The sequence below is a fragment of the Shewanella mangrovisoli genome, from assembly GCF_019457635.1.
GTDB classification, from domain to species: Bacteria; Pseudomonadota; Gammaproteobacteria; order Enterobacterales; family Shewanellaceae; genus Shewanella; species Shewanella mangrovisoli.
This window is the reverse complement of sequence record NZ_CP080412.1, coordinates 2,674,661-2,697,068: the sequence shown is the minus strand read 5'-3', so window position 1 is coordinate 2,697,068 and position 22,408 is coordinate 2,674,661. Positions and strand designations below refer to the sequence as shown.

The window sequence follows — 22,408 nt, the reverse complement described above, 5'->3', positions numbered from 1 at the left end:
GCAATCATATCAAGGAGTGAGATTTGGTCGACGGTCAACATGGATTAACCCTTTGGAAGCTGCGTGTGCGGCAAGCCTTGACTGTGCCTCAATGGCTTAAACATCCATTCGTGACGCTTAAGCAATTTTGGCAGAGCTTAAATGTCGCCCAGCGTTGTTACCTGTTCGCGTTACTGACGTTAATGGTATTCCAACCCGAAATTTGGATTGCCGCCATCATCACCGCTATCGCCTTGATTATTGAGTTTTGGCCCAAATTTGCCATGGCTTGGCATACGCTGGCGGGCAAAGCCATTTTCCTGCTGTTTTATGCGGTTATTGCTAACTTTGCCTTAGCTGCGAGCGGCAGTGTGGTGAACGAAATAACCGGTGTATCGGCCTCGCATTTGTCCTACACCCATAACTTTGCCATTTTGCTGTATCTGCCGATTTGGTTTGTGTGTATCTCCATCCTTGCCTTACTCCTGCTGCAATTGGTGATCCCTTGTTATTTGTTTTTCCATATCGGATTGCGGATTTTAGGACTTGAGGCACATCCACTGGGCAGTAAAAAACGATTTGTGGTGACAACCGCGCTAGTGCGTATGATTCTGTCTGTGGTGTTGTTATTAAACTTGGTTGCGATTACCGATGGTGAAAACTGGGTAGGGGATTTAGCCAAGAAAACCCAAGCGTTGAAACATGATTCGATAGATAAAAGAGTGGTTAATGAAGGCGAAACCATTCTCAAAGCCGAAGATAGTATTGAACAAGCGGGAACTGAACTCACGCAGCAGCCTAATCAAACCGACACCACAGAAACACTTAAGGCCTTTGGTCATAGCTATTACAAAGGGATCCGCGATTTAATTGCCTTGTTTGCCTATAAATTTGAAGCCGATGGTCGCAGTCGTTGTGATAAATTGGCCGACTCAGTGGTGATTGAGCTAAATGACTATGAAATATTGGAAATTACCGAGTCTGCCCATGAGCAGTATGGTTACCATTTTGAAGTCAAAAAATGTATTTCCCCCGCCTTTGGTCAGATGGCATCAACACCTAAGTAGCAACACGAGAGGATGTTAAGTTGTTAGAAGATAAAGCGTTAGCAAAAGATCAGCATGTACGACGTATCTTAATGGTCTGCATGGGTAATATTTGTCGTTCGCCCACCGCCGAGGCCGTTTGCCGCGCTAAAATTCGCGAGCGCCGCCTTAATATCGAAGTCGATTCGGCGGGCACTATTGATTACCACCAAGGGGATCTCCCCGACAGTCGCGCTATGGCTGCGGGTAGAAAACGCGGCTTGAGTTTTGAGGGTATACGAGCGAGACAAGTAATTGAGGCCGATTTTGAGCATTTCGATCTTATTTTAGCGGCAGATAATAGCAATCTTGCAGATCTACGCCGCCGTTGCCCACCCGAATACCAATACAAATTAAAGCTGATGCTGTCCTTTGGTGATTGCGACACGGATGAAGTGCCCGATCCCTATTACGGTGGTACGCAAGGATTCGAATTAGTCCTCGACCTACTCGAACAGAGTATGGACGCTTTATTAGACCAGTTAGCCGGACAAACAAATGGGAAGAATAACGATTAAGTGCAATTGGAATAAAGTGTTATTGCCCCATTATGTGTTTCGAGCGAAGTAACACATACTTCTTCTAAGCCTCATCTGATTTACTTTTCGTAATACCAGTAATGTGTCTTTACGAACGGGGCTAAAATTTGAGTGCTCATTTTTTGTTTAAGCGGATAATAATCTATAGTGGATGGGGTTGATGAAACTATCAGTGGATGGACAGAAAGCATTTTCAAAACTGTTAATGGAGCTAGCTCGCTCACATAAAGTTTGGATAGATGACCCTAACGTTTACTACCAAGAGATGCAAAAGGACAATTTAATATTTACATGCATTGATGCTCCTAATGACTTAAAGGATGAAATGAGGGCGAAATGGAAAAGTCAGGAACCTTGCATTTACCAGTTGCATCATACAGCGAGTTCCCTATCTCTCGTTAGAGAATTAGCAACGCTTATACATAAGGGGCACCTAAACTGTTTACCATATGAACTAAACCCTATTATAGAAGCGATAGCGTATGAGTATGTTAATTCTGTTCTGGATGGCTTTGCTCGAAGTATTATGCATAACGAAGAGCAATTCGATGTTCGGTTTCAAACATTAAACGAAATTGTATGTCGTCGAGTGTCTGCCTTCAAAAAGGAATTTACTCCTTCTGTTTTTCAGTTCCCAGTAACGATATTTAACTTGAACAACAAGTTACGACTAAGCAAAAGCATCCAATTGCTACCTGTAGACGAAAGTGACTTGACAGAAAGGCAGCTAACACAATTTAAAGATACAAGGACATTTGCCTATAACTATTATCTTGAAGTCTCGGTACAAACACAATGCAGTAATAGTTTTGCACTACAACTGGCAGAAAAAGCGAGAAATACTACTTATAACGCATTGAAACTTTTAGCCACCCGATTATCACCCAACGCAATTCCACTACTGGCGTCCAATGATAGAAATAGTCACCTATTTGACTTTTACAGATCTGGAAAAGACAGAGAAAATATGAGCAATACGACTACTCGTAAGTTTCACTCTTTCCAGTTCAATTCTGCACTATTTTGGGGAGCCTTTCATGAGGGTAGAGCTACAGAAGCAAACCTTATAGACACCGTATTGCAGATCCCTGAATTGCTTTTGACCCCTCACTTTTCTAGTCAGAGGGTCGTAGAGCGTTTAGAACGATCTTTGCTATGGTATGGAGATGCCACTACAGAGCCTAACTTATATCAGCAAATACAAAAGCTAGTCAGTTCAATGGAAGCCTTGGTCAACTTTCATGATGGTGATCTTACAAAGTTATTCAAACAAAGAGTTACTCATTTAAATATTACTCACAGTGGGCTTAGTGATTTAATTGAAAGTAAAGCAACACAACTCTACAAAGCACGTTCAAAAATCGTTCATGGCTCATCAGTCGATGAGAGATTGGATTTTTGTGCTATTGATTTTTGTTCGGAAACATTACTAAGAGCTATCTACTATTTTTCTCTCTTTGGCTTTGAAGAAACAGGCTTTAGCAAAAAATTACCTGCTTTCTTGGATGAGTTGCCAACCCGTGTAGAACTACGGTGTGATTAATTAATACAATTACAAGCGGCAGAGGGCATGTCAGCACGACCCCTTCGTAACACGCTTTTGTCCCAAAGCTTGCAGAGTGAGATTATTAAGTCTAAAGATTACGACAATGTTAAATAGTTGAGCCATGGTGATTAGCGAGACGACCACCCCAACGCCGCTTTTTGGCATCCATGCCATCGCGGCATTCGTGAATCCATTCACATCTGATGGGGCGGCCCTGCATCCAAGGAAGGACTTGAACAACATCCCTGTTTAACGGCAAGTTCGCCATCTGATAGGCTGGACGCCTGAATGTCGTGCAATGCAGCGACGCATGAGAACGACCATGGCTCTCGTTCATAAACTTAGAAATCCTATATTTCTATTCACCGTGTCGTTGAGCAAATACCATGGTTCGCCCTTAAATATGGTCTGCATTGAATAACCAAGTAATGATATTAGTTTTTCAATATTTAACGCTCTTCTGTCCCATTTCATGCTGATGGATTTATCTACAATGGATGATCTACTTTAGTGTTTTCATCCCTAGGTGGTATTGGCGCCAATGGGATTTATCCGTATCTTGCTTTGGATATTTGGCTCATTCTAAGGGAGGTATTATGGCCGAAATTAATGCGATATCTGAGGACATTCAGAAAGAACTCGAACAGTTAGCTCAAAAAGGGCTCGCATTACTCAGCTTGTCGGAGCAAACATCGCCGCAGGAGATAGTGGCGGCGATTACGGAACTGACGCGTGACTATCGGGCAAATCAACGAGTGATGGATGATGATGTGATTTACGCACTCGGGGCCTTGCTTGGCTGGCAATATGTAAAAGGGCTCAACTGGCACTGGGGCTCAGTCGTTTGGGACTTTGATGAAGCCAACGGCGCCATTGGGGTATTAAATCACGATAACTCCTTGTTCAATAATCCGATTGGCTGGATGGACAATATTATGACTTCGGAGGGGGGAGTGCCCTTTATGTTAAGTTACAACATGATAGCCGCAGGCCAAGCCCCTGTGTTCGTGCCCAATAGTGCCTCTGGTTTGTACTGATGGAATAGCCCGTAAGCATAAATGGCTTAATGCTTATATTATCGCTAATAGACGCTTGCCAACCTCGCAGTAAATTTTGCCGTAGATTAAGTGAGATTGCCTAGCGAACCATGAATACGTGGGGCAAATAAAAAGCCAGCGCTAAGGTGGCGCTGACTTATCAGTCAAACTGAAGGCTGTTGATGCATACTGTAAAGCGATTTTTTAATCTAAATAATCAATTTAATTAATCACTTAAATTAGTTGCTTTAGCGCCTGTAGCTCGGTGAGACTTGCACGCAACAATTAAAAACAGCGCTTAAACGTTATGTCGTTTACCTGAGCGTTTCAGTTTTTCCGCTTCTAACTTAGCGGCCTTTTCGGCGGCTTTTTCAGCCAGAATGCGTTCCACTTCGGCTTTTTCGATTTCAGCCATCGCTGGGGTTTCGAGGGATAACAGGCCAATTCGACCTGAGCGGTAATCGTGTAACACCACTTCCGAGGCTTTATGCAAATCAATTCGGCCACCGGGGCGGAGTGCGCCGCGTTTACGGCCAATTTCCTCGAGTAACGCCATATCATCCTGAGGTAACTCGCTGATGTTATAACGCTCGCAAATTTCCTTCGGGTACGCCTTTAAGAAATAACCTGCGGCAAACAGTGCCACATCTTCGTATTCCATGGCGGTATCTTTAATGGCACCTGTGATGGCAAGGCGATAGCTACTGGCTTCGTTATCGACTTTAGGCCATAAAATTCCTGGCGTGTCCGAGAGCACAATGCCGTTACGTAGGTTAATACGCTGCTGGCTTTTGGTGACGGCGGGCTCGTTACCGGTTTTAGCGATAACACGACCTGCTAACGTATTGATAATGGTGGACTTACCCACGTTAGGGATCCCCATGATCATAGTGCGAATGTCCTTTTCGGTCTTATTGCGACTCGGCACTAACTTACGGCAAAGATCCGGCAGCATTTTCAACATACCCGGTTGCAGCGTGGTAATCGCAGTCGCTTTTACCCCTTGTTCACGCTCAAGGTATTCAATCCATTGGGCGGTGATGTCAGGATCGGCTAAGTCTGATTTATTCAGTAGCTTGATACAAGGTTTGTCGCCGCGAAGCTTTGACACCATGGGGTTTTCACTACTGTAGGGAATACGGGCGTCCAGCACCTCAATCACCAGATCGACCTGAGGCATAGCCTCTTCGATCTCTTTGCGTGCCTTGTGCATGTGCCCCGGATACCATTGAATTGCCATGATAGCGCCTTGTTCTTAATGACCTAAAGACGGCTATTCTACCTTGAAGGCGACGAATGTCATAAAAAAAGCGCCCGAAGGCGCTTTAATTGCTTAATCTTGATGCGAATTTGAGCTTATCACTCATTTCGCTGACGCGTAGTTGAAATTACAGGACGCCCAGCTCGCGCAATCTTTCCATTAAGTAGCTGTCGGCGGTATAACGCTCAGACAGCACTACCGAAGGCTTAGGGTGTAAGAATAAGGGCAGTGAAATACGCGACTTAGTCTTATCCGTGCCTTCTGGGTTAATCACGCGGTGTGAGGTCGATGGGAAATAACCGCCCGAGGCTTCCTGCAACATATCACCAATGTTGATGATAATATTGCCAAAATCACTTGGCACATCTAACCAAGAGCCGTCTTTAGCTTTGACTTGCAGCCCTGGTTCGTTGGCCGCGGGTAGCACAGTGATCAGGTTAATATCTTCGTGGGCCGCAGCGCGGATAGCGCCCATTTCTTCATCGCCCGTCATCGGAGGGTAATGCAGAATGCGCAGCAAAGTTTTGTGGCTGTCGGCAATCATTGCTGGCAGCGGGATAGAGAATTTGGCTTTCACCTTGTCTGGCGAGTAGGTTTCAATCCACTCTAACAGTTCAGAGGCCAGTGCATTGGCTTTTTCATAGTAGGCCAGAATATTGGTACGCAAAGAATCTGGAATACGACCCCAAGGGTACACGTGGTAATACTCTTTGATGTCTTTAACCGTGTGACCTTTTGCGGTTTCAGAAATCGATGCGGGGAAGAAGCCATCGTGGGTTTCACGATTGAACATAAACTCGTTCTTAGCGTCAGAATTGAAAAAGGCTTGCCACTCAGCGTAAATGCTTTCGACCAGCTCTTTATCGATAGGGTGGTTAGAGAGCACACCAAAGCCCGTTTCACGTAGGGATTCGACAAAGCGTTTGGCGCTATCGGCTGCGCGATAATCAATGGTTTCTAATTTCATATTGTTTCTACTTGTTATATATAGTTGTTAACCAAACACTTTCTAAGGATAAAGGTAAGGAGTCATTGCCACTTATCTCATTATCGGTATGGTGAGCTAAGCCCTAGTGCAAAGCGGCCAAAAAAGAAAGCATTTGGGTAGAGAATTGACCCGCAGCAAGTGTAGCTTTGCACTCTGCTTGGTGCAAACACTCAAGACGATGGACTGAGGTTACTGCTGAATTTTCCTCCAGTTATTTAAGCATTGGCTCAATCAACAGGATTTTATCGACTAAAGCGGCTACTATGCCAAAAAGCCAATTCAGGCCGAGGCGCAATAAACCTAAGGAATAAACGGTCTTATGCAGGCGAATACCTTAGGAGCTAAAGGAGACTTTTATGAACAAACTGACTGATTTTGAACGCTATGTCATAGAAGAAAAGGGCACTGAACGTCCCTTTAGCGGTGAGTACTATAAACATGACGCCAAAGGCGTGTATTTGTGCAAAAAATGCCATGCGCCTTTGTATCGCTCAGAAGATAAGTTTAATGCCCACTGTGGTTGGCCAGCCTTCGATGATGAAATTCCGGGCGCAGTGAGTCGTCATGTTGACGCCGATGGTCGCCGTACCGAAATCGTCTGTAGTCAGTGTGGCGGCCATTTAGGCCATGTGTTCGAAGGGGAATATTTAACGCCGAAGAATATTCGTCACTGCGTTAACTCTGTCTCCATGCTGTTTCAAGCGGCCGATGAGGTGACAACATCGACGCATAAAACGGCCTTTGCGACCTTTGGTGCGGGCTGTTTTTGGTGTGTTGAAGCGATTTTTAAGAGCCTTAAGGGCGTGCTGAATGTCAGTTCAGGTTACTCGGGTGGCGAGGCGAGCGATGCCGATTATAAGTCGGTGTGTTCGGGATTAACCGGGCATGCTGAAGTGGTGCACATCGAATTTGACCCCGCGCAAATCAGCTTTACAACGCTGCTGCAGGTGTTATTTGAGAGTCACGATCCCACCACGCTTAATCGACAAGGCAACGATAAAGGGCCGCAGTATCGCTCGGTCGTCTTTGCCCATGATGCGGCGCAGATTGAAGAGACTAACGCCATGATTGCCAAATTAACCGAGGCAAAGGTATTTGATGCGCCGATAGTGACCCAAGTGGTGGCCTTTGAGTCATTTTATCCCGCTGAGGATTACCACAATGATTATTTCGCCCTGCATGGCGAGCAGCCCTATTGCCAAATTGTGGTAAGGCCAAAGGTTGAGAAGATCAGAGCCCTTTTTGCCGAGCTACAAGCATAAGCTTAATGTGCGAGCAAAATGACGGATAAAAAACGCCACCGATAGGGTGGCGTTTTCGTTAATTGCTTGGCTGATAAGCTTAAGACTTAGCGAATTAGCGGGATTGCGCTAACCACTCGGCATATTGTTTCGCGTAATAACTGACAATTAAATCGGCGCCGGCCCGCTTTAACCCGATAAAGGTTTCGGTGACGACGGCGCGCTCATCGAGGGCGCCCGCCAGTGCGGCAAACTTAATGCCGGCATATTCGCCGCCGACTTGATAAGCCGCTAAGGGAAGGTGGGTTTCCTGTCTTAGGCGACTTAACACATCCAAATAGGGCGTGCCGGGTTTCACCATCAAAATATCCGCGCCTTCCTCTTCATCGAGCAGCGCTTCGAGCAAGGCTTGGCGACCATTGGCGTAATCGAGTTGGTAGCCTTTACGGTTTCCGCTAAGTTCACAATCCACCGCGGCCCTAAAAGGCCCATAGAAGGATGAGGCGAATTTGGCTGCATGGGCCAAAATGGCAATGTGCTCAAAGCCTGCCTCATCCAGCCCTTGGCGAATGGCTTTAATCTGGCCGTCCATCATCGCCGATGGCGCCAGCATATCGGCTCCCGCTTTGGCGGCGGTAATGGATTGTTTAACTAAGTTAGCCACGGTTTGATCGTTACAGACTTCGTCATGGTGCAATACGCCGCAGTGTCCGTGGTCGGTATATTCACAAAAACAAATATCGGGGATCACCATCATCTCTGGCGCGGCGGTTTTGATGGTGCGGACCATTCGCGCAAGTAAGCCATTGTCATCCCAAGTGTCGCTGCCCTGTGCATCTTTGGTGTGGGAAATGCCAAAGGGCATCACATAGCGGATCCCTAATGCATAAAGCCTTTGGATCTCATCGGCAAGCGCACTCTCGGGCAGACGGCTGATCCCCGGCAAGGTTGAAATAGGCACGGCTTGGCTGATGTGCTCTTCAATAAAGAGTGGGTGAACTAAGTCGCTTAGGGAAACCTGAGTTTCACGCACTAGGTCACGCATGGCTTCGGTGCGGCGTAGGCGTCTTAAACGGCGAAGGGGTTTAAGGGGATTTTCTCTGGTACTGCTCATTGAATTTCCTTATTAACAGTGTAAAAGCATCACGCGAAGCTTCGCGTCAAAGGGAGAGAATTAAAACGATGCTTAGGTTGTACTTGTTGGTGCTTTAGTGAACTTGATTAAGTGAGACAAAAGCTTCAGCACTGTTTGCTCTGACCTAAAATAGGGTAAAAGTTTCCCAATATTTGGCCAAAGGCCGAAGAGGTTGTTGAGTTAGTGATGGCGATCACAAACCAAGCGCTAAGCCAATCGAGTCATTAGCCGCCGTTTTTAAGCCTTTGCTTTCTATTATTTGATGTTATCATTTGCGCCAATTTACACTTGGTATAGTGCAGGACGTCAATAAGTCAATTTTTCAGTCCAACTATGCCCACAGCGCGGTTTTTATATGACAACACCCCAAGACTCAGTTTGTATTCTCGCCCTCGACACTTGTACCGAAGCTTGTTCGGCTGCCCTGTATTATCAAGGACAGGTTTTTGCTGAGCTAGCCGATGCGCCTCGGGAACATAGTCAGCGTTTATTGCCTATGGTGGAAGCCGTATTAAAACAAGCCAATGTCGGCTTAGATAAATTGGATGCGATTGCCTATGGCCGTGGGCCAGGTAGTTTTACGGGTATCCGTATTTGTACCAGCATGACCCAAGGTTTAGCCCTAGGGTTAGACCTACCCGTGATTGGCATTTCAACCTTAGCGGCCATGGCACAAATGGCGATTGCGGAACACGCAGCCGAACAAGTGCTCTGTTGTATCGATGCGCGCATGGGAGAAGTGTACTGGGGTCAATTTGTTGCCGTTGATGGCATTGCCACCTTAGTCGGTAAAGAGGTGGTGAGCGCGCCAGAGCAGGTGGAGCTGGTATTCGATCTCAATAAACCCATAGTGGGCTGTGGCACTGGCTTTGATGCTTATCCTGAGTTATTAGCGTTAGGCTGCGGTATTACCACTTTAGCGGCGGTGAAGTATCCCGATGCCCGTGCCATGTTAGCGCTGGCCGAAGCGGGTATCAAAGCAGGACTAACCACCAGTGTCGATGAACTCGAACCTGTGTACCTACGCGATACTGTGACATGGAAAAAGTTACCGGGACGTGAATAAACTGTTCATTCTCACCTATGATACGTTAGAATCTAGATTGTCTGCATGGGTTCTCAATGCAGACATCAATTCTTAGTTAGGCATTCGTCACAACCGCCTAGCAGGGTTAACCAGGGCAAATAGGATATAAACTGGGCATTTCGATGCAGGTAAATTCACTTCAAACGAGTTTGACACAAGCGGTTGCGAGTAATCGCCCCGCAGTCATACAGGGAATGTCGCCCACGGAAGCGCCACGCCCTGTGATTGAACTCGATGCGGTTTCTGCCTTAGCCTTTGATGATACTGCGGAAGGAACATCACAAAACCTACAATCCAGACTCGGTGCCCAGCTCGAATACGAGCAAAGTACCCGAGGTCATCAAGGGGCTATTGCCCAATACCTACAAACGCAACATGCCGCCAAACGTGAAGAAATTCAGCAGATGGTCGGTGTGGATATTTATGCCTGATAGTGCGCCCGTGTCTTCTCAATCCCGTTTTACTCCACGTTTAACTGGCGGTTTGCCTAGCCGTGGTTTGTTTATCATCGAACTAATGCTGGCACTGATATTGACGCGCATTCCTTATCTGAGCGTGCCTTTTAAGTGGCTAGAGAGCTATTTTCACGAGTTATCCCATGGGATAGCAACAGTGCTCAGTGGCGGCATAGTGAGTCATATACAACTCTTTCCCAATGGTGCGGGTTTTTGCTTTAGCCAAGGTGGTTCGCCACTGGTGATTGGATTTGCGGGCTATTTTGGCGCAGCCTGTTGGGGATACCTTATTTATCTGCTAGCAACTTGGCCTAAGGGCATTCGCCTAAGCTTTGCCTTTCTGGGCGGATTAGTGGTGTTAAGTGGCCTGCTGTGGGGGCGAGATTTACTGACCTTAGCCATTTTAGCTGTGCTGACGATTGTGTTATTACTGCCGCTAAAACTCAGCAAAAATAAAATCCTTACGCAATTTTTACGCATTATTGGCCTGATGATCATGCTCAATGCGCTGGCAAGCCCGACGGTATTGCTCGGACTCGAAGGGCAGGGCGATGCGGTGCTGCTGGCCGAACGTTCATGGATCCCGGCATGGATTTGGGTCGCCATTTGGCTGTTTTGCAGTATCTGCGCCTTGTTTATGGCTTGGCGCCGGATAGATTCTGCCACGTCTCGCTAATCTATGGCGGCATTAATGCCGCTATAACATCACAAATATTTACAGCCTAAATAGTCAACTTGTGCGGCTAATTCTTGGATTTTTTTATATAGACTGCTAGCTTAAGTCTTCGGTATCCAAGGAGAATTATTATGAAAAAAGTCACACTCGTCGCCAGTATGCTGATTGCTGGTTTATGTTCAGGTATGGCCTACGCCGATGAAGGCTTGGATAAGGCCATTAAGAGCGAATTTCGCCAAGCGAAAAACGCCAGCCGCGATATTTATCGTCACCCCGCTGAAACCCTCACATTTTTTGGTATCACCCCCACGCAAACCGTGATTGAACTCTGGCCTGGCAATGGCTGGTACACAGAAATCCTTGCCCCTTATCTTGCGCCTAAGGGGCAGTATATTGCCGCCAGTTTCGAAACTACCCCTAGCACGGACACCCCAGGTAATCGCTATCGCGCCAATGCGGGCGTGAAATTCGATACTTGGATGACGGCCAATAAAGCCTTATTTGGCAATGCGAAAATGGTGGTTCTCGACCCGCCTGCAAAAATGAATTTAGGTGCCGATGGCAGTGCTGACTTGGTATTAACCTTCCGTAACTTACATAACTGGGCCTCAAGCGATCAACTCGAAAACGTGTTTGCCGCCTCCTATAAAGTGCTGAAAGATGGCGGTGTGTTTGGCGTGGTCGAACATAGAGCCAATAAAGGCATGAATATGAGCACGGGTTACATGGACCAAGACGAGATGATCGCGCTGGCCAAAAAGGTGGGTTTTACCTTAGCCGAAAGCTCAGAAATCAACGCCAATCCGAAAGACACTAAGGACTACGCCAAGGGGGTATGGACGCTGCCACCTTCGTTTGCCTTGGGCGATACCGATAAGGAGAAATACCAAGCAATTGGTGAGAGCGATCGCATGACGCTCAAATTTATCAAAAAATCGCGCTAATCACCTGACATTAGAGGCAATATGTGGCAATCTTTCGCCCCCAAAAATCAAGTCGAGTTTGTGTTACCCCATATCAAGCTGAGTGGTCGATTGTGGGGAGCGAAAGATAAGCCGTTATTGCTCGCGTTGCATGGCTGGTTAGACAATGCGAACAGTTTTGAGCCTCTCGTTGAGTATTTGCCTCATTATCAAATACTTGCCATAGATTGGCCCGGTCATGGTTTTTCAGCGCATCGGCCGGGACATTATCCATTGCATTGGATTGACTATTTATACGATCTCGATGCGTTACTGGCGATGTTGCCACAAAAGCCGTTGGCTATTATAGGGCATTCGTTAGGGGGCATTATTGCCTCGGCGTATACCGCGACCTTTCCAGAAAAGGTCAACAAACTGATTTTGATTGAGGCGTTAAGCCCACTGTTTGAGTCGGCGACTCAAGCGAAAACGCGGCTGCGAAAGAGTTTTTATCAGCACGAGAAGTTTTTAGCGCAAAAGCATAAACAGCTAAAAGTCTACGACAACATGGACACCGCAGTAAAAGCCAGAGTGCACTTAACGGGGCTGGCGGAGCCTTGGTGCCGTTTGTTACTCGAGCGCAATATGCAACCAACCACCGATGGTGTTGCGTGGCGTAGCGATCCAAGATTAAGGCTCGACTCACCCATGCGGCTGACCTTTGAGCAGGTCGATGCATTGATGCAGCATGTTTCGGTCTCGACCTTATTAATCTGCGGCAAACAGGGCTTTAGCCAGTTACAGGCGGCGCTGCCTAAGGCGAGGAAATGGTTCACACACTTGTCTGAACATATGCTTGAGGGTGACCACCATGTGCACATGGATAACGCCAAAGGGGTTGCGCACTTGATCCAGCAGTTTGTCGAATAATCGCTTTTGCTTACATAAAAAAGACGCTAGGTTTTTTGTTTTTTTTATGTGATGATGATCAAAATTAAAACGCCCGTATGATTTATGCGGGTCAATCAATAACAATAAAATGTAAGTCGGTATTTTAACTCGGTATTTGTCGAGTATTGACGGTAGTAGGGATACCGTGTCCGCAGTTGTGGGGATTTAGGAGAAAGTAGTGGATCAGCCTTGGATTAATCATTTGCCAAAAGATGTACCTGCCGAGATTAATGCGGATCAGTATTCATCGCTCGTCGATATGTTCGAGACGGCGGTGGCCAAATATGCGGATCAACCGGCATTTATCAACATGGGTGCCACGCTAACTTACCGTAAACTTGAAGAACGCAGCCGTGCGTTTGCCGCTTATCTGCAAAATGAATTGAAACTCCAAAAGGGTGACCGTGTCGCCCTGATGATGCCGAACCTGCTGCAATATCCCATTGCGCTGTTTGGTATTTTACGTGCGGGCATGGTGGTGGTTAACGTTAACCCGCTTTACACTCCCCGCGAATTAAAGCACCAGTTAGTCGACTCTGGCGCGAAGGCCATTGTGGTCGTATCAAACTTTGCCCGTACCTTGGAAGAAGTTGTCGACCAGACACCCGTTAAAAGCGTGATTATCACCGGGCTTGGGGATCTGCTAAGCGCGCCAAAACGCACCTTAGTGAACTTTGTGGTCAAGTACATCAAAAAGCTGGTGCCTAAATACGACTTACCCCATGCACTTTCAATGCGTGAAACTCTCTCTAGAGGGCGCAGAATGCAGTATGTCAAACCCGTTATCACGGGTGATGACCTAGCCTTTTTGCAATACACTGGTGGAACGACTGGGGTGTCAAAGGGCGCCATGTTGACCCACAAAAACGTGGTCGCAAACGTATTACAGGCCAATGGTGCCTATTCACCCGCACTGCGTGATGGCAACGAATTTGTGGTAACAGCCTTGCCGCTTTACCATATTTTTGCTTTAACAGTGAACTGCTTACTGTTCTTACATAAGGGCAGCCAAAACCTGTTAATCACTAATCCTCGGGATATTCCAGGGTTTGTGGCCGAACTGAAAAAATATCCTTTTACCGCGCTGACAGGCGTCAACACCCTGTTTAATGCGTTAGTGAACAGTAGCGATTTTGCGGAACTGGATTTTTCTCGCCTAAAATTATCCATTGGTGGCGGGATGGCGGTGCAAAAAGCCGTGGCCGATAAATGGCAAAGCATCACGAAAACCCGTTTACTTGAAGGTTACGGTTTAACCGAAGCCTCGCCGCTACTCACTTGCTGCCCCTATAACTTAGACGGTTACAATGGTTCTATCGGTTTCCCTGCGCCATCGACCTTAATTCAAGTGCGTGATGATGCAGGTAATGTGTTGCCGCAAGGCGAGACGGGTGAACTGTTTGGTAAAGGTCCACAGATCATGAAAGGCTACTGGCAGCGCCCAGAGGAAACGGCCAAAGTGATCGATAAAGATGGTTGGCTTGCCACCGGCGATATCGGTTATATGGATGAACAAGGCTTCTTCTATATCGTCGACCGTAAGAAAGACATGATTTTAGTGTCGGGCTTCAACGTCTTCCCCAATGAAGTCGAAGAGGTGATCGCGTTACACCCTAAAGTGATTGAAGTGGCTGCGGTTGGCGTGCCAAATGACGCCAGTGGCGAATTAGTGAAGGTGTTTGTGGTGGCAAAAGATAAATCTTTAACCGCTGACGACATCATTAAGCATTGCCGTGCGCATTTAACGGGATATAAAGTACCGAAGCTGGTAGAATTTAGGGACGAGTTACCTAAAACCAACGTGGGTAAGATCTTGCGACGAGAACTTCGAGACGAAGTGAAGCGCGCGTAAGATTGAAGCCGGCAATGAGCCGGCTTTTGTTTTTATGGACGGTGCTTAACCCACAGGAACTGGAGAAGAATTTGTCAGTGTTTCAGTATGTGAGCGACGAAGCGAGCCTTAATGCCCTCGTCGCTCAATATCAACAGAGTCCACTGCTCGTGTTAGATACCGAGTTTGTGCGCACACGTACCTACTACGCTAAGCTTGGGCTCATTCAAGCCTATGATGGTAAAACCTTGGCCTTAATTGACCCGGTTGCGCTGCCAGATCTCAGTGCATTCTGGTCTTTGCTGGATAATCCCAACATCATCAAGCTAGTGCATTCCTGCAGCGAGGACTTAGAAGTCTTTGCCCACTATGGTCAGCGTCAACCTACGCCTTTGTTCGATAGCCAAATCGCAGCCTCTTTATGTGGCATGGGCCATGGTCTAGGTTATGCCAAGTTAGTGGAAACCTGCTTAGGTGAAGTGATTGATAAGGGTGAGTCGCGCACCGACTGGATGCGCCGCCCTTTGACTGAGGCGCAGCTGAGCTACGCCGCCAACGATGTGTTGTATCTGTATCAACTCTATCCGCAACTTGCCGACAAGCTTAAAGCGCAAGATCGCTTAGGCTGGCTGTATGAAGAAGGTGAGCGGATGACAGAAGGGCGCTTAGCAACGCCGGATATGGATACTGCGTACCTAAGAGTCAAAAACGCTTTTCAGCTCACCGAGCATCAATTGGCCTACCTTAAAGTGTTGGCTAAGTGGCGTTTAGAAAAAGCCTTAGCGCGGGATTTAGCCTTGGGCTTTGTAATTAAAGATCACGGCCTGATCGCGCTAGCGAAGAAGCAGCCTAAGAGCATGGGCGATTTGCTCAAACTGAACGATTTGACCGAGCAGGAGAAACGCATTCACGGTAAAGATATTTTACGGGTGATGCAGACTGCCGATTTAAGCAACCCTCCCGAATTAGTGGATGTCTTAGCGCTTAAACCAGGTTACAAATCGGCCTTTAAGAATATTAAAACCTGCTTAACTGAACTGTGCGAGCAGCATGCTATCCCGATGGAGATGCTGGGCTCTAAACGTCATATTCATGAGTATTTACAATGGCGTTGGGATAAACAGCAGGGTGAGTTACCGACGGTCTTAAGTGGCTGGCGTGGACAAATCGCCGCCGAATCGTTGGCAAAGCTTGACGTCTAGTTTGAGGAATAATTAATACAGAGGGCAAAGTTAAGAGCTCAGTTTACGACTTAAGCTAACAGCCTGTATTGATAGCCGCAGTAAAGAGTATTAGCAGTAATATCGAGGTCTTGGCGTGTTGTTAAGACCTTTATGAACGCGAACATAAAGCTTTGCTAAACAAGTGTAACCAAGTCTTAGTTCAATCTTATGTCGCCGAAGGCTGGGGAAAGCGCAGCAGAAAGCGTCATCCCCGTGATGGGGATGACGCCAACGCTCGACTTATCTGTCAGGCAATGTGACGTTAAGTTCGAGTACCGACAGGTTATCGTCGTTCTGATCTAACTGCACAGAAACTTGATCATCAGAAATATGCACATATTTGCGGATAACGGCGATAATTTCTTGTTTCATCTGTGGAAAATAATCGGGAGTATCCCGCTGTCCACGTTGATGGGCCACAATAATTTGCAGTCGCTCTTTTGCCATTACCGCAGTGCTAGGCTTTTTCTTGCTTTTGAAATAGTCGAGTAAAGACATAATTAGCTACCAAATATCCGTTGTAAGAAACCTTTTTTCTCTTCCGTAATGAAGCGTACTGGCACATCTTCACCCAGTAAACGCGCGACCGTATCACTGTAAGCCGCACCTGCATCACTTTCTTGATCGATAATCACAGGCACACCCGAGTTAGAGGCCTTGAGTACAGATTGCGATTCAGGGATAACACCAAGTAGTTCAATGGCAAGGATTTCTTTTACATCGTCAACACTTAACATTTCGCCCGATTTTACCCGACTCGGCGAATAACGAGTCAGCAGTAAGTACTCTTTTATCGGCTCTAAATTCAGTTCGGCGCGGCGTGACTTGCTTTGCAACATGCCCAGAATACGGTCAGAGTCGCGAACCGAGCTCACTTCAGGGTTGGTGGTCACAATGGCGATATCGGCAAAGTACAATGCCATCATCGCGCCTTGCTCAATCCCAGCAGGTGAGTCACAAATAATAAAATCAAATTCTTTGGCTAAATCATCAAGCACACGACCCACGCCTTCTTTGGTCAGCGCATCTTTATCGCGAGTTTGCGATGCAGGCAGTACAAACAGTTTCTCACAGCGTTTGTCTTTAATCAGTGCCTGATTTAAATTTGCTTCACCGTTGATCACATTGACAAAGTCATAGACGACGCGGCGCTCGCAGCCCATGATCAAATCTAAGTTACGTAAGCCTATATCGAAATCGATAACAACAGTTTTATGCCCTTGTATTGCAAGTCCAGTTGCAATCGCCGCACTGGATGTGGTCTTACCAACACCACCTTTACCTGAAGTGACAACAATAATTTGTGCCATGTTTCTCTCTATCCTTTTTTATGCCATTTAGAGGGGCAATGATTCAACGATAAGCGACTCGCCATTTAAGCGAATGCAGCCGCTTTTATCTGAGCTATGTTGTTGTAGATTTTCAGCGAGCCAATATTGCCCTGCTATTGAAACTAATTCGGCCTCGAGGGAATGGGCGATGATTACCGCGCTGCTGTCGCCGGCCGCGCCCGCCATGGCTTTTCCTCGTAATGCGCCATAAATATGAATGCTACCATCGGCAATGACTTCAGCGCCATTACCTACGGCACCAAATATGATTAAATCACCATTTTTTGCATAGACCTGCTGGCCTGAGCGGATATTTTGCTTCAAAACCTTCGTTTGACGCGGGGCAGGCGGGGGCGTCACGCTTTGTTTACCCGCTTTGACGATGGCAAGTCCCAGAGTCTTAGCTTGATTGCTGAGGGCGGTCGTTGCTCCGGTGATCCCCACGATAACGAGTTGGCGGGAAAGTAATAACTCTTTTAAGCCATGTAAATTGAAATCGTTATCTTGGATGGCGCTGAGATTGACGACTAAAGGGGCACCCAGAAAAAATTGAGGGGCTTGTGCCAATTTGCTATCTAATTCAGCCATGACAGCATTTAAGTCGCTGCTATTGATATGAAGCACTGAAAGAGTAAAAGAAGCGCCTTTTAACTCTAAGCTAGGTTTTGACATCCCGGCACTATTCTCCAGAAATCATCAGTCGGTTCGCTGATTTTACAATTAAATTACTAGGCGACCATGTTATAGTGTGCCCCATTGACTGGCAAGTTTGAACTATTGGATATTTATACTCTTATGCTATGTGCGGTTTATAAAAGTAGTCGAAAGGCTGACACTTACTTATTTGTGAACAAAAGGGACTGTTTTGATGATGTTCCCCAAGCGTTGTTGGAGATGTTTGGTGTGCCTCAGTTAGTGATGGTGTTCCCCATCGCTAAGCGTGAATCCCTCGGTATCGCCGATATTCAAAAGGTCAGAGCAGCACTCGAGGAAAAGGGTTTTTATTTACAAATTCCGCCACCGCAGGTTAATTTATTGGCCGAACACAGAGAAAGTCTTGGGATTAAAGACTAGCCCATAAACTGCGGACAAAGGTATATGCCAAAGACCCTCCTTCAACGCGTTGCAGCATGTACATTGATTTTCTTGCCCTTGGTAAGCCATAGCGCGCTAGGGCAAGACGCTTCCTTCAACGATTACCTCCTAAAGCTTAAGCAAGAGGCAAGTGCCCAAGGCATTAGCCAAGCGACGATCAACAACGCTTTCCCGCAGATAAAACGCTTTAAAAAAGCCAATGTGGCCGCAGCGCCAAGCCAATCCCAAACCCTTGAAACCTATCTGCCTGAGGTAGTGCCAGAATGGAAGGTGGATACGGCGCGCGTGCTCTTTAACGAGCATGAGGTGCTATTGAACAATATTGCCGACAAATATCAGGTGCAGCCGCGGTTTTTAGTGGCGCTCTGGGGCTTAGTGTCTAACTTTGGGGATGCGTCGGGGGATTATCCTGTGCTGTCTGTCATGGCGTCGTTAGCCTTTACTGGCGAAGATACGGCGCGTTACCAGCGGGAGTTTATGGCTGCGCTTTCCATCATGGATAAAGAGCATCTTAAGTTTGATGATCTTAAAAGCAATGACAAAGGCTTTATGGGGCAAACCCAATTGCTACCGAGTGAATATTTAGCCTACGGCCAAGATGGCGACGGTGATGGTAAAAAAGACATTTGGCATAATGTGGCCGATGCGTTTGCCTCTGCCGCAAATCTGCTAAAGCAGCAGGGCTGGAATGGTGAAGATACTTGGGGACGTCAGGTTCAAGCACCGGCGGATCTTAAGGCCGAGTTTATCGGACTCAATCAATCCCAAACCTTAGCAAAGTGGCAACAGCTCGGTGTCAGGCGGTTCGATAATACGGATTTACCAAATCGTGAGGATATTCGCGCTTCGCTTATCATGCCCGACGGTGTTAAGGGCCGAAAATATCTGGTCTATGGCAATTACCGCGCCTTAATGCACTGGCAAGCGGTGAATTATTTAGGCGAGGGTGATTATTTTGGCATCTCTTTGGTGCATTTATCGGAGAGAATTAAGACTCCCCAGTAAATTGGTGTAAAATGGCCCGCATTAAGCGAGTTTTTTATATGAAGATAAGCGTAAACATGGCATTTTGGCAGAATAAAGCGTTAACCGAGTTGACGTCGCAGGAGTGGGAGTCCCTCTGCGATGGTTGTGGTAAGTGTTGTTTAAACAAGTTGATCGATGATGAAACCGAAGAGCTGTATTACACCAATGCGGCTTGCCTACTGCTCGATCATCAAAGTGCCAGCTGCAAGCATTATAGTGACCGTTTCAGCCATGTTCCCCAATGTACTGTGATCACACCGCAAAACGTCCATGAACTGACGTGGTTACCCGATAGCTGCGCCTATCGTCGTTTAGCCGCTGGTCGAGACTTGCCAAGCTGGCATCCATTACTCACGGGTTTCAAAGAGGCCATGCACCTTGCGGGCATGTCGATTCAAGGCAAAGTAGTGGATGAGCGCAGGGTGAAAGATATCGAAGATCATATCGTGCTGTGGCCACTAAAGGATCTAGATTAACGCTATTACAGTAGCTTTTGTCTCTAATAACTGACGTTAATAAACAGCCAGACGTTAATAAACAATCAGGTGTTAATGAACAAAAAGGAGCAACTAACCATTGGGTTGAGTGCTCCTTTTTTGTATCTAGGGTTTAAAACCAAAGCCTTATCTATCAAGGAATGGAGGCGTGATAGCTGTACTACTGCTAAGTAACACCACACTATTCATCGATTAGATAAAGTACTTATTCAACGATAATTACTATTTTTCAACGATAATGACTATTATTCAACAATAGTCACTTTTTCGATAATAATCGGCTCACGGGGCACGTCCTCATGGCCTGCAACACGGGTGGTTTTTACGCCTTCAATTTGCAGCACTACCTCGAGTCCAGCGGTGACTTTACCAAATACCGCATAACCCCAACCGTTGTTCGTGGTTGCCGTGTGGTCGAGGAACTCATTGTTGGCCGTATTGATAAAAAACTGCGCGGTTGCCGAGTGCGGTGCGTCGGTGCGGGCCATGGCAATTGTGCCAAACACATTCGATAGGCCTTTATTGGCTTCGTTGACAATCGGCTCATGGGTGGGCTTTTCCTTCATTTTTGCGGTAAAGCCACCGCCTTGGATCATAAAGCCTTTGATCACTCGATGGAAAATCGTGTGCTCATAAAAACCTTCCTGGCAGTAGCGGATAAAGTTTTTGGCGGTAACGGGTGCGCGCTCCATATCGAGTTCGATACTGATATCACCGAGGTTGGTTGTAAAAATAATCGTCATATTTGCTTCTGCTATTTTGAGTTAATTCGTTAATAAGCCGCTAATTCACTTAGTGCTTTTGTGCCAAGGATTTGCATGGGGTTCGCTATCGCCCTGTGGCTTGATGCTGTTTTGCCATGGATTACCTTGCGGTGGATTCGCAGGGCGGCTATTTGAGCGAGCACCTGAGTGAGTATCTGAGCGACTATCAGTCCCTGCCTTTTGGGCTTTAGGCGCTGGAGCCGCCTTGGCACTGCGATGCTTCTTGGCTTGTGTTGCCTCAAAGGTGCCTGGCTTGCCACTTGAATAGGGGCGGGGTTGAGCACTTGTATCGGCGAGTTTATGGGGCTTACGCTCTGTTGAAGATGCTGATTTAGGCACAAAATCGAGTATGGAAATCGGCACGACTTTTTTCGGCTCAAAGCCAGCAATCTCCCTGCGCACGATAACATGACCCAAGCGGCGCTCAATGGCGCATAGGTTTCTGAAATCATCCTTAGAGACAAAGGAAATCGCTTCCCCTTGGTTACCGGCACGCCCTGTACGGCCAATGCGGTGGATATAGTCGTCGGCTTCATCGGGTAAGTCGTAGTTAATCACCCGCGCTAAGGCATCGATATCAATACCGCGTGAGGCCACACCCGTGGCGACCAAGAAGGAGACTTTACCCGCTTTAAAATCGATAAGCAGTTGTTCGCGCACCGCTTGGCTTCGTCCACTGTGAAAAGCCTCAGCAATAATGCCACGCTTTTCTAACTGGCTAACTAATTTAGCGGCGCCGTGTTTGGTTTGGATAAAAATTAATGCCTGTGACCAGTTATGTTCTTGGATCAAATGACTCAATAGCGCCGACTTTTTATCTTTATCGACCGTGGTCAACCATTGGTCAATATGAGTTGACGCCGCGCTCTTACGGCTGATTTCAATCTCGATGGCGTCCGGAATAGCGGATTTCGCCAGCGCTTTCACCTGTTCTGATAAGGTGGCTGAAAATAAGAGGTTTTGTCGCTGCTCGGGCAGCTTTTCGATGATGCTATTAATATCTTCGATAAAGCCCATATCGAGCATGCGGTCGGCTTCGTCGAGCACCAATACTGAGACTTCATCGAAACGAATGGCCCTTTGGGTATACATGTCGAGCAAACGCCCAGGTGTGGCCACCAATAAATCCACGCCTTCAATCAGCCGTTTCTTTTGCGGCGCGGCGTCGACACCACCGTACATTGCCATGGCCGTTAAGGGTAAATACTTGGCGTATTGGTTGATATTTTCTTCGACCTGAAGCGCTAACTCACGCGTGGGGGTGAGTATGATGGCTCGCACTCGCTTAGGGCGGATCTTGGGCGCGTCAGCGAATCTGTGCAGTAGCGGCAGCACAAAACTGGCGGTTTTACCCGTGCCCGTTTGCGCCGCAGCAAGCACATTTTTGCCCGCTAAAATGCAGGGAATGGCCTTTGTCTGTATCGGCGTGGGGTTCGAGTAACCCAGTTCAGTCACCGCTTTGACAAGCGCGCTGTGTAATCCAAGTTGGGAGAATGGCATTGAGAGTCTCAACTAAATGATTTATTGGCAAACTGTAGGCCTGAGGCGAACAGCGAAGCAGGTCGCTATTATAGCAGTAGCGATAGTGAAATAGGGGATTATCTCACACGGGTTGATAGTTGAGCGCTATCGGCACTCGGGCATACAAATTTGTAACTGGGCATGTATTCACTCGTAACACAGCTGCAATTAGGCGGCTGATATGATTAACTTAAGTCCTTTTATTGGCGTCTGATGAGTTAAGTTTTAGACGCTTACG

23 protein-coding genes are annotated in these 22,408 nt (G+C 47.0%); 15 read left to right on the top strand and 8 right to left on the bottom strand.

Going from position 1 to position 22,408, the window contains the following annotated elements; all coding sequences use genetic code 11:
- Positions 1-23: 23 nt before the first annotated feature.
- From K0H60_RS11780 to K0H60_RS11765, 4 genes are all read left to right on the top strand, one after another.
- A complete protein-coding gene (locus tag K0H60_RS11780; protein ID WP_220055832.1) occupies positions 24-1,046 on the top strand; it encodes a hypothetical protein in 1,023 nt (340 codons plus the stop codon).
- A gap of 71 nt (positions 1,047-1,117) precedes the next feature.
- Positions 1,118-1,582, top strand: a complete 465-nt coding sequence (locus tag K0H60_RS11775; RefSeq protein WP_258405824.1) for a low molecular weight protein-tyrosine-phosphatase — start codon at positions 1,118-1,120, stop codon at positions 1,580-1,582.
- Between the two features lie 181 nt (positions 1,583-1,763).
- Positions 1,764-3,146 carry a HEPN domain-containing protein gene (locus tag K0H60_RS11770; RefSeq protein ID WP_220055831.1) on the top strand — a complete coding sequence of 461 codons (1,383 nt, stop codon included), beginning with the start codon at positions 1,764-1,766 and terminating at the stop codon, positions 3,144-3,146.
- A gap of 599 nt (positions 3,147-3,745) precedes the next feature.
- A complete protein-coding gene (locus K0H60_RS11765; RefSeq protein WP_220055830.1) occupies positions 3,746-4,186 on the top strand; it encodes a hypothetical protein in 441 nt (146 codons plus the stop codon).
- Between the two features lie 298 nt (positions 4,187-4,484).
- Here K0H60_RS11765 and ylqF read toward each other — a convergent pair whose 3' ends face one another.
- Together ylqF and K0H60_RS11755 are read right to left on the bottom strand one after the other, a co-directional pair.
- The gene (ylqF, locus tag K0H60_RS11760; protein WP_220055829.1) at positions 4,485-5,426 is read right to left on the bottom strand and encodes a ribosome biogenesis GTPase YlqF; all 942 of its coding nucleotides are present in this window, start codon (positions 5,424-5,426) and stop codon (positions 4,485-4,487) included.
- 148 nt (positions 5,427-5,574) lie between these two features.
- Positions 5,575-6,414 (bottom strand): isopenicillin N synthase family dioxygenase, encoded by an 840-nt coding sequence (locus K0H60_RS11755; RefSeq protein WP_220055828.1) that lies wholly within the window; start codon positions 6,412-6,414, stop codon positions 5,575-5,577.
- Between the two features lie 377 nt (positions 6,415-6,791).
- On the opposite strand from K0H60_RS11755, the gene K0H60_RS11750 reads away from it, so the two are divergent.
- The gene (locus K0H60_RS11750; RefSeq protein WP_220055827.1) at positions 6,792-7,697 is read left to right on the top strand and encodes a bifunctional methionine sulfoxide reductase B/A protein; all 906 of its coding nucleotides are present in this window, start codon (positions 6,792-6,794) and stop codon (positions 7,695-7,697) included.
- Positions 7,698-7,791: 94 nt separating this feature from the next.
- Here the strand turns inward: K0H60_RS11750 and hemB are convergent, their stop codons facing one another.
- Positions 7,792-8,790, bottom strand: a complete 999-nt coding sequence (gene hemB, locus K0H60_RS11745; protein WP_220055826.1) for a porphobilinogen synthase — start codon at positions 8,788-8,790, stop codon at positions 7,792-7,794.
- Positions 8,791-9,166: 376 nt separating this feature from the next.
- On the opposite strand from hemB, the gene tsaB reads away from it, so the two are divergent.
- The 7 genes from tsaB to rnd all read left to right on the top strand — a co-directional run bounded on the left by tsaB (position 9,167) and on the right by rnd (position 15,915).
- The gene (tsaB, locus tag K0H60_RS11740; RefSeq protein WP_220055825.1) at positions 9,167-9,877 is read left to right on the top strand and encodes a tRNA (adenosine(37)-N6)-threonylcarbamoyltransferase complex dimerization subunit type 1 TsaB; all 711 of its coding nucleotides are present in this window, start codon (positions 9,167-9,169) and stop codon (positions 9,875-9,877) included.
- Between the two features lie 143 nt (positions 9,878-10,020).
- Positions 10,021-10,329 carry a hypothetical protein gene (locus K0H60_RS11735; RefSeq protein WP_220055824.1) on the top strand — a complete coding sequence of 103 codons (309 nt, stop codon included), beginning with the start codon at positions 10,021-10,023 and terminating at the stop codon, positions 10,327-10,329.
- A complete protein-coding gene (locus tag K0H60_RS11730) occupies positions 10,322-11,029 on the top strand; it encodes a M50 family metallopeptidase (protein WP_220055823.1) in 708 nt (235 codons plus the stop codon). The genes K0H60_RS11735 and K0H60_RS11730 overlap by 8 nt, the downstream gene beginning before the upstream one ends.
- A 131-nt stretch (positions 11,030-11,160) precedes the next feature.
- Entirely contained in the window at positions 11,161-11,973 is an 813-nt protein-coding gene (locus tag K0H60_RS11725; RefSeq protein WP_011717317.1) for a class I SAM-dependent methyltransferase, read from the top strand.
- A gap of 21 nt (positions 11,974-11,994) precedes the next feature.
- Positions 11,995-12,861: an alpha/beta hydrolase gene (locus K0H60_RS11720; RefSeq protein WP_220055822.1), complete on the top strand. Its 867-nt coding sequence runs from the start codon at positions 11,995-11,997 to the stop codon at positions 12,859-12,861.
- 199 nt (positions 12,862-13,060) lie between these two features.
- Positions 13,061-14,734, top strand: coding sequence for a long-chain-fatty-acid--CoA ligase FadD (gene fadD, locus K0H60_RS11715; RefSeq protein ID WP_220055821.1), 1,674 nt, complete (start codon positions 13,061-13,063; stop codon positions 14,732-14,734).
- A gap of 71 nt (positions 14,735-14,805) precedes the next feature.
- Positions 14,806-15,915 (top strand): ribonuclease D, encoded by a 1,110-nt coding sequence (gene rnd, locus K0H60_RS11710; RefSeq protein ID WP_220058153.1) that lies wholly within the window; start codon positions 14,806-14,808, stop codon positions 15,913-15,915.
- Positions 15,916-16,176: 261 nt separating this feature from the next.
- Here rnd and minE read toward each other — a convergent pair whose 3' ends face one another.
- Genes minE through minC form a run of 3 tightly spaced genes read right to left on the bottom strand, consistent with a single transcriptional unit; the run spans position 16,177 to position 17,939 of the window.
- Positions 16,177-16,434, bottom strand: coding sequence for a cell division topological specificity factor MinE (gene minE, locus K0H60_RS11705; RefSeq protein ID WP_011622938.1), 258 nt, complete (start codon positions 16,432-16,434; stop codon positions 16,177-16,179).
- Between the two features lie 2 nt (positions 16,435-16,436).
- On the bottom strand, positions 16,437-17,246 hold the full coding sequence (gene minD / locus K0H60_RS11700) for a septum site-determining protein MinD (protein ID WP_011717313.1): 810 nt from the start codon (positions 17,244-17,246) through the stop codon (positions 16,437-16,439).
- Positions 17,247-17,273: 27 nt separating this feature from the next.
- Complete coding sequence (minC, locus tag K0H60_RS11695; RefSeq protein WP_011717312.1) at positions 17,274-17,939, bottom strand: septum site-determining protein MinC; 666 nt, start codon at positions 17,937-17,939, stop codon at positions 17,274-17,276.
- 123 nt (positions 17,940-18,062) lie between these two features.
- Here minC and K0H60_RS11690 point away from each other — a divergent pair, with 123 nt between their 5' ends.
- Genes K0H60_RS11690 through K0H60_RS11680 form a run of 3 tightly spaced genes read left to right on the top strand, consistent with a single transcriptional unit; the run spans position 18,063 to position 19,864 of the window.
- On the top strand, positions 18,063-18,341 hold the full coding sequence (locus tag K0H60_RS11690; RefSeq protein ID WP_011717311.1) for a YcgL domain-containing protein: 279 nt from the start codon (positions 18,063-18,065) through the stop codon (positions 18,339-18,341).
- 24 nt (positions 18,342-18,365) lie between these two features.
- On the top strand, positions 18,366-19,367 hold the full coding sequence (locus K0H60_RS11685; RefSeq protein ID WP_220055820.1) for a lytic murein transglycosylase: 1,002 nt from the start codon (positions 18,366-18,368) through the stop codon (positions 19,365-19,367).
- A gap of 56 nt (positions 19,368-19,423) precedes the next feature.
- Complete coding sequence (locus K0H60_RS11680) at positions 19,424-19,864, top strand: YcgN family cysteine cluster protein (RefSeq protein ID WP_220058152.1); 441 nt, start codon at positions 19,424-19,426, stop codon at positions 19,862-19,864.
- A gap of 266 nt (positions 19,865-20,130) precedes the next feature.
- On the opposite strand, the gene K0H60_RS11675 is transcribed toward K0H60_RS11680, so the two are convergent.
- A complete protein-coding gene (locus K0H60_RS11675; protein WP_133181321.1) occupies positions 20,131-20,628 on the bottom strand; it encodes a peptidylprolyl isomerase in 498 nt (165 codons plus the stop codon).
- Positions 20,629-20,673: 45 nt separating this feature from the next.
- Complete coding sequence (locus K0H60_RS11670; protein WP_220055819.1) at positions 20,674-22,149, bottom strand: DEAD/DEAH box helicase; 1,476 nt, start codon at positions 22,147-22,149, stop codon at positions 20,674-20,676.
- Positions 22,150-22,408: the final 259 nt, after the last annotated feature.

Coding starts and splice junctions, on each gene's coding strand:
- K0H60_RS11775 (WP_258405824.1), top strand. CDS start 1,118: ATGGTCTGCATGGGTAATATTTGTCGTTCGCCCACCGCCGAGGCCGTT.
- minD (WP_011717313.1), bottom strand. CDS start 17,246: ATGGCACAAATTATTGTTGTCACTTCAGGTAAAGGTGGTGTTGGTAAG.
- K0H60_RS11720 (WP_220055822.1), top strand. CDS start 11,995: ATGTGGCAATCTTTCGCCCCCAAAAATCAAGTCGAGTTTGTGTTACCC.
- K0H60_RS11685 (WP_220055820.1), top strand. CDS start 18,366: ATGCCAAAGACCCTCCTTCAACGCGTTGCAGCATGTACATTGATTTTC.
- K0H60_RS11680 (WP_220058152.1), top strand. CDS start 19,424: ATGGCATTTTGGCAGAATAAAGCGTTAACCGAGTTGACGTCGCAGGAG.
- minC (WP_011717312.1), bottom strand. CDS start 17,939: ATGTCAAAACCTAGCTTAGAGTTAAAAGGCGCTTCTTTTACTCTTTCA.
- K0H60_RS11675 (WP_133181321.1), bottom strand. CDS start 20,628: ATGACGATTATTTTTACAACCAACCTCGGTGATATCAGTATCGAACTC.
- K0H60_RS11725 (WP_011717317.1), top strand. CDS start 11,161: ATGAAAAAAGTCACACTCGTCGCCAGTATGCTGATTGCTGGTTTATGT.
- K0H60_RS11750 (WP_220055827.1), top strand. CDS start 6,792: ATGAACAAACTGACTGATTTTGAACGCTATGTCATAGAAGAAAAGGGC.
- ylqF (WP_220055829.1), bottom strand. CDS start 5,426: ATGGCAATTCAATGGTATCCGGGGCACATGCACAAGGCACGCAAAGAG.
- K0H60_RS11690 (WP_011717311.1), top strand. CDS start 18,063: ATGCTATGTGCGGTTTATAAAAGTAGTCGAAAGGCTGACACTTACTTA.
- K0H60_RS11670 (WP_220055819.1), bottom strand. CDS start 22,149: ATGCCATTCTCCCAACTTGGATTACACAGCGCGCTTGTCAAAGCGGTG.
- K0H60_RS11730 (WP_220055823.1), top strand. CDS start 10,322: ATGCCTGATAGTGCGCCCGTGTCTTCTCAATCCCGTTTTACTCCACGT.
- K0H60_RS11735 (WP_220055824.1), top strand. CDS start 10,021: ATGCAGGTAAATTCACTTCAAACGAGTTTGACACAAGCGGTTGCGAGT.
- K0H60_RS11765 (WP_220055830.1), top strand. CDS start 3,746: ATGGCCGAAATTAATGCGATATCTGAGGACATTCAGAAAGAACTCGAA.
- K0H60_RS11770 (WP_220055831.1), top strand. CDS start 1,764: ATGAAACTATCAGTGGATGGACAGAAAGCATTTTCAAAACTGTTAATG.
- hemB (WP_220055826.1), bottom strand. CDS start 8,790: ATGAGCAGTACCAGAGAAAATCCCCTTAAACCCCTTCGCCGTTTAAGA.
- tsaB (WP_220055825.1), top strand. CDS start 9,167: ATGACAACACCCCAAGACTCAGTTTGTATTCTCGCCCTCGACACTTGT.
- minE (WP_011622938.1), bottom strand. CDS start 16,434: ATGTCTTTACTCGACTATTTCAAAAGCAAGAAAAAGCCTAGCACTGCG.
- K0H60_RS11755 (WP_220055828.1), bottom strand. CDS start 6,414: ATGAAATTAGAAACCATTGATTATCGCGCAGCCGATAGCGCCAAACGC.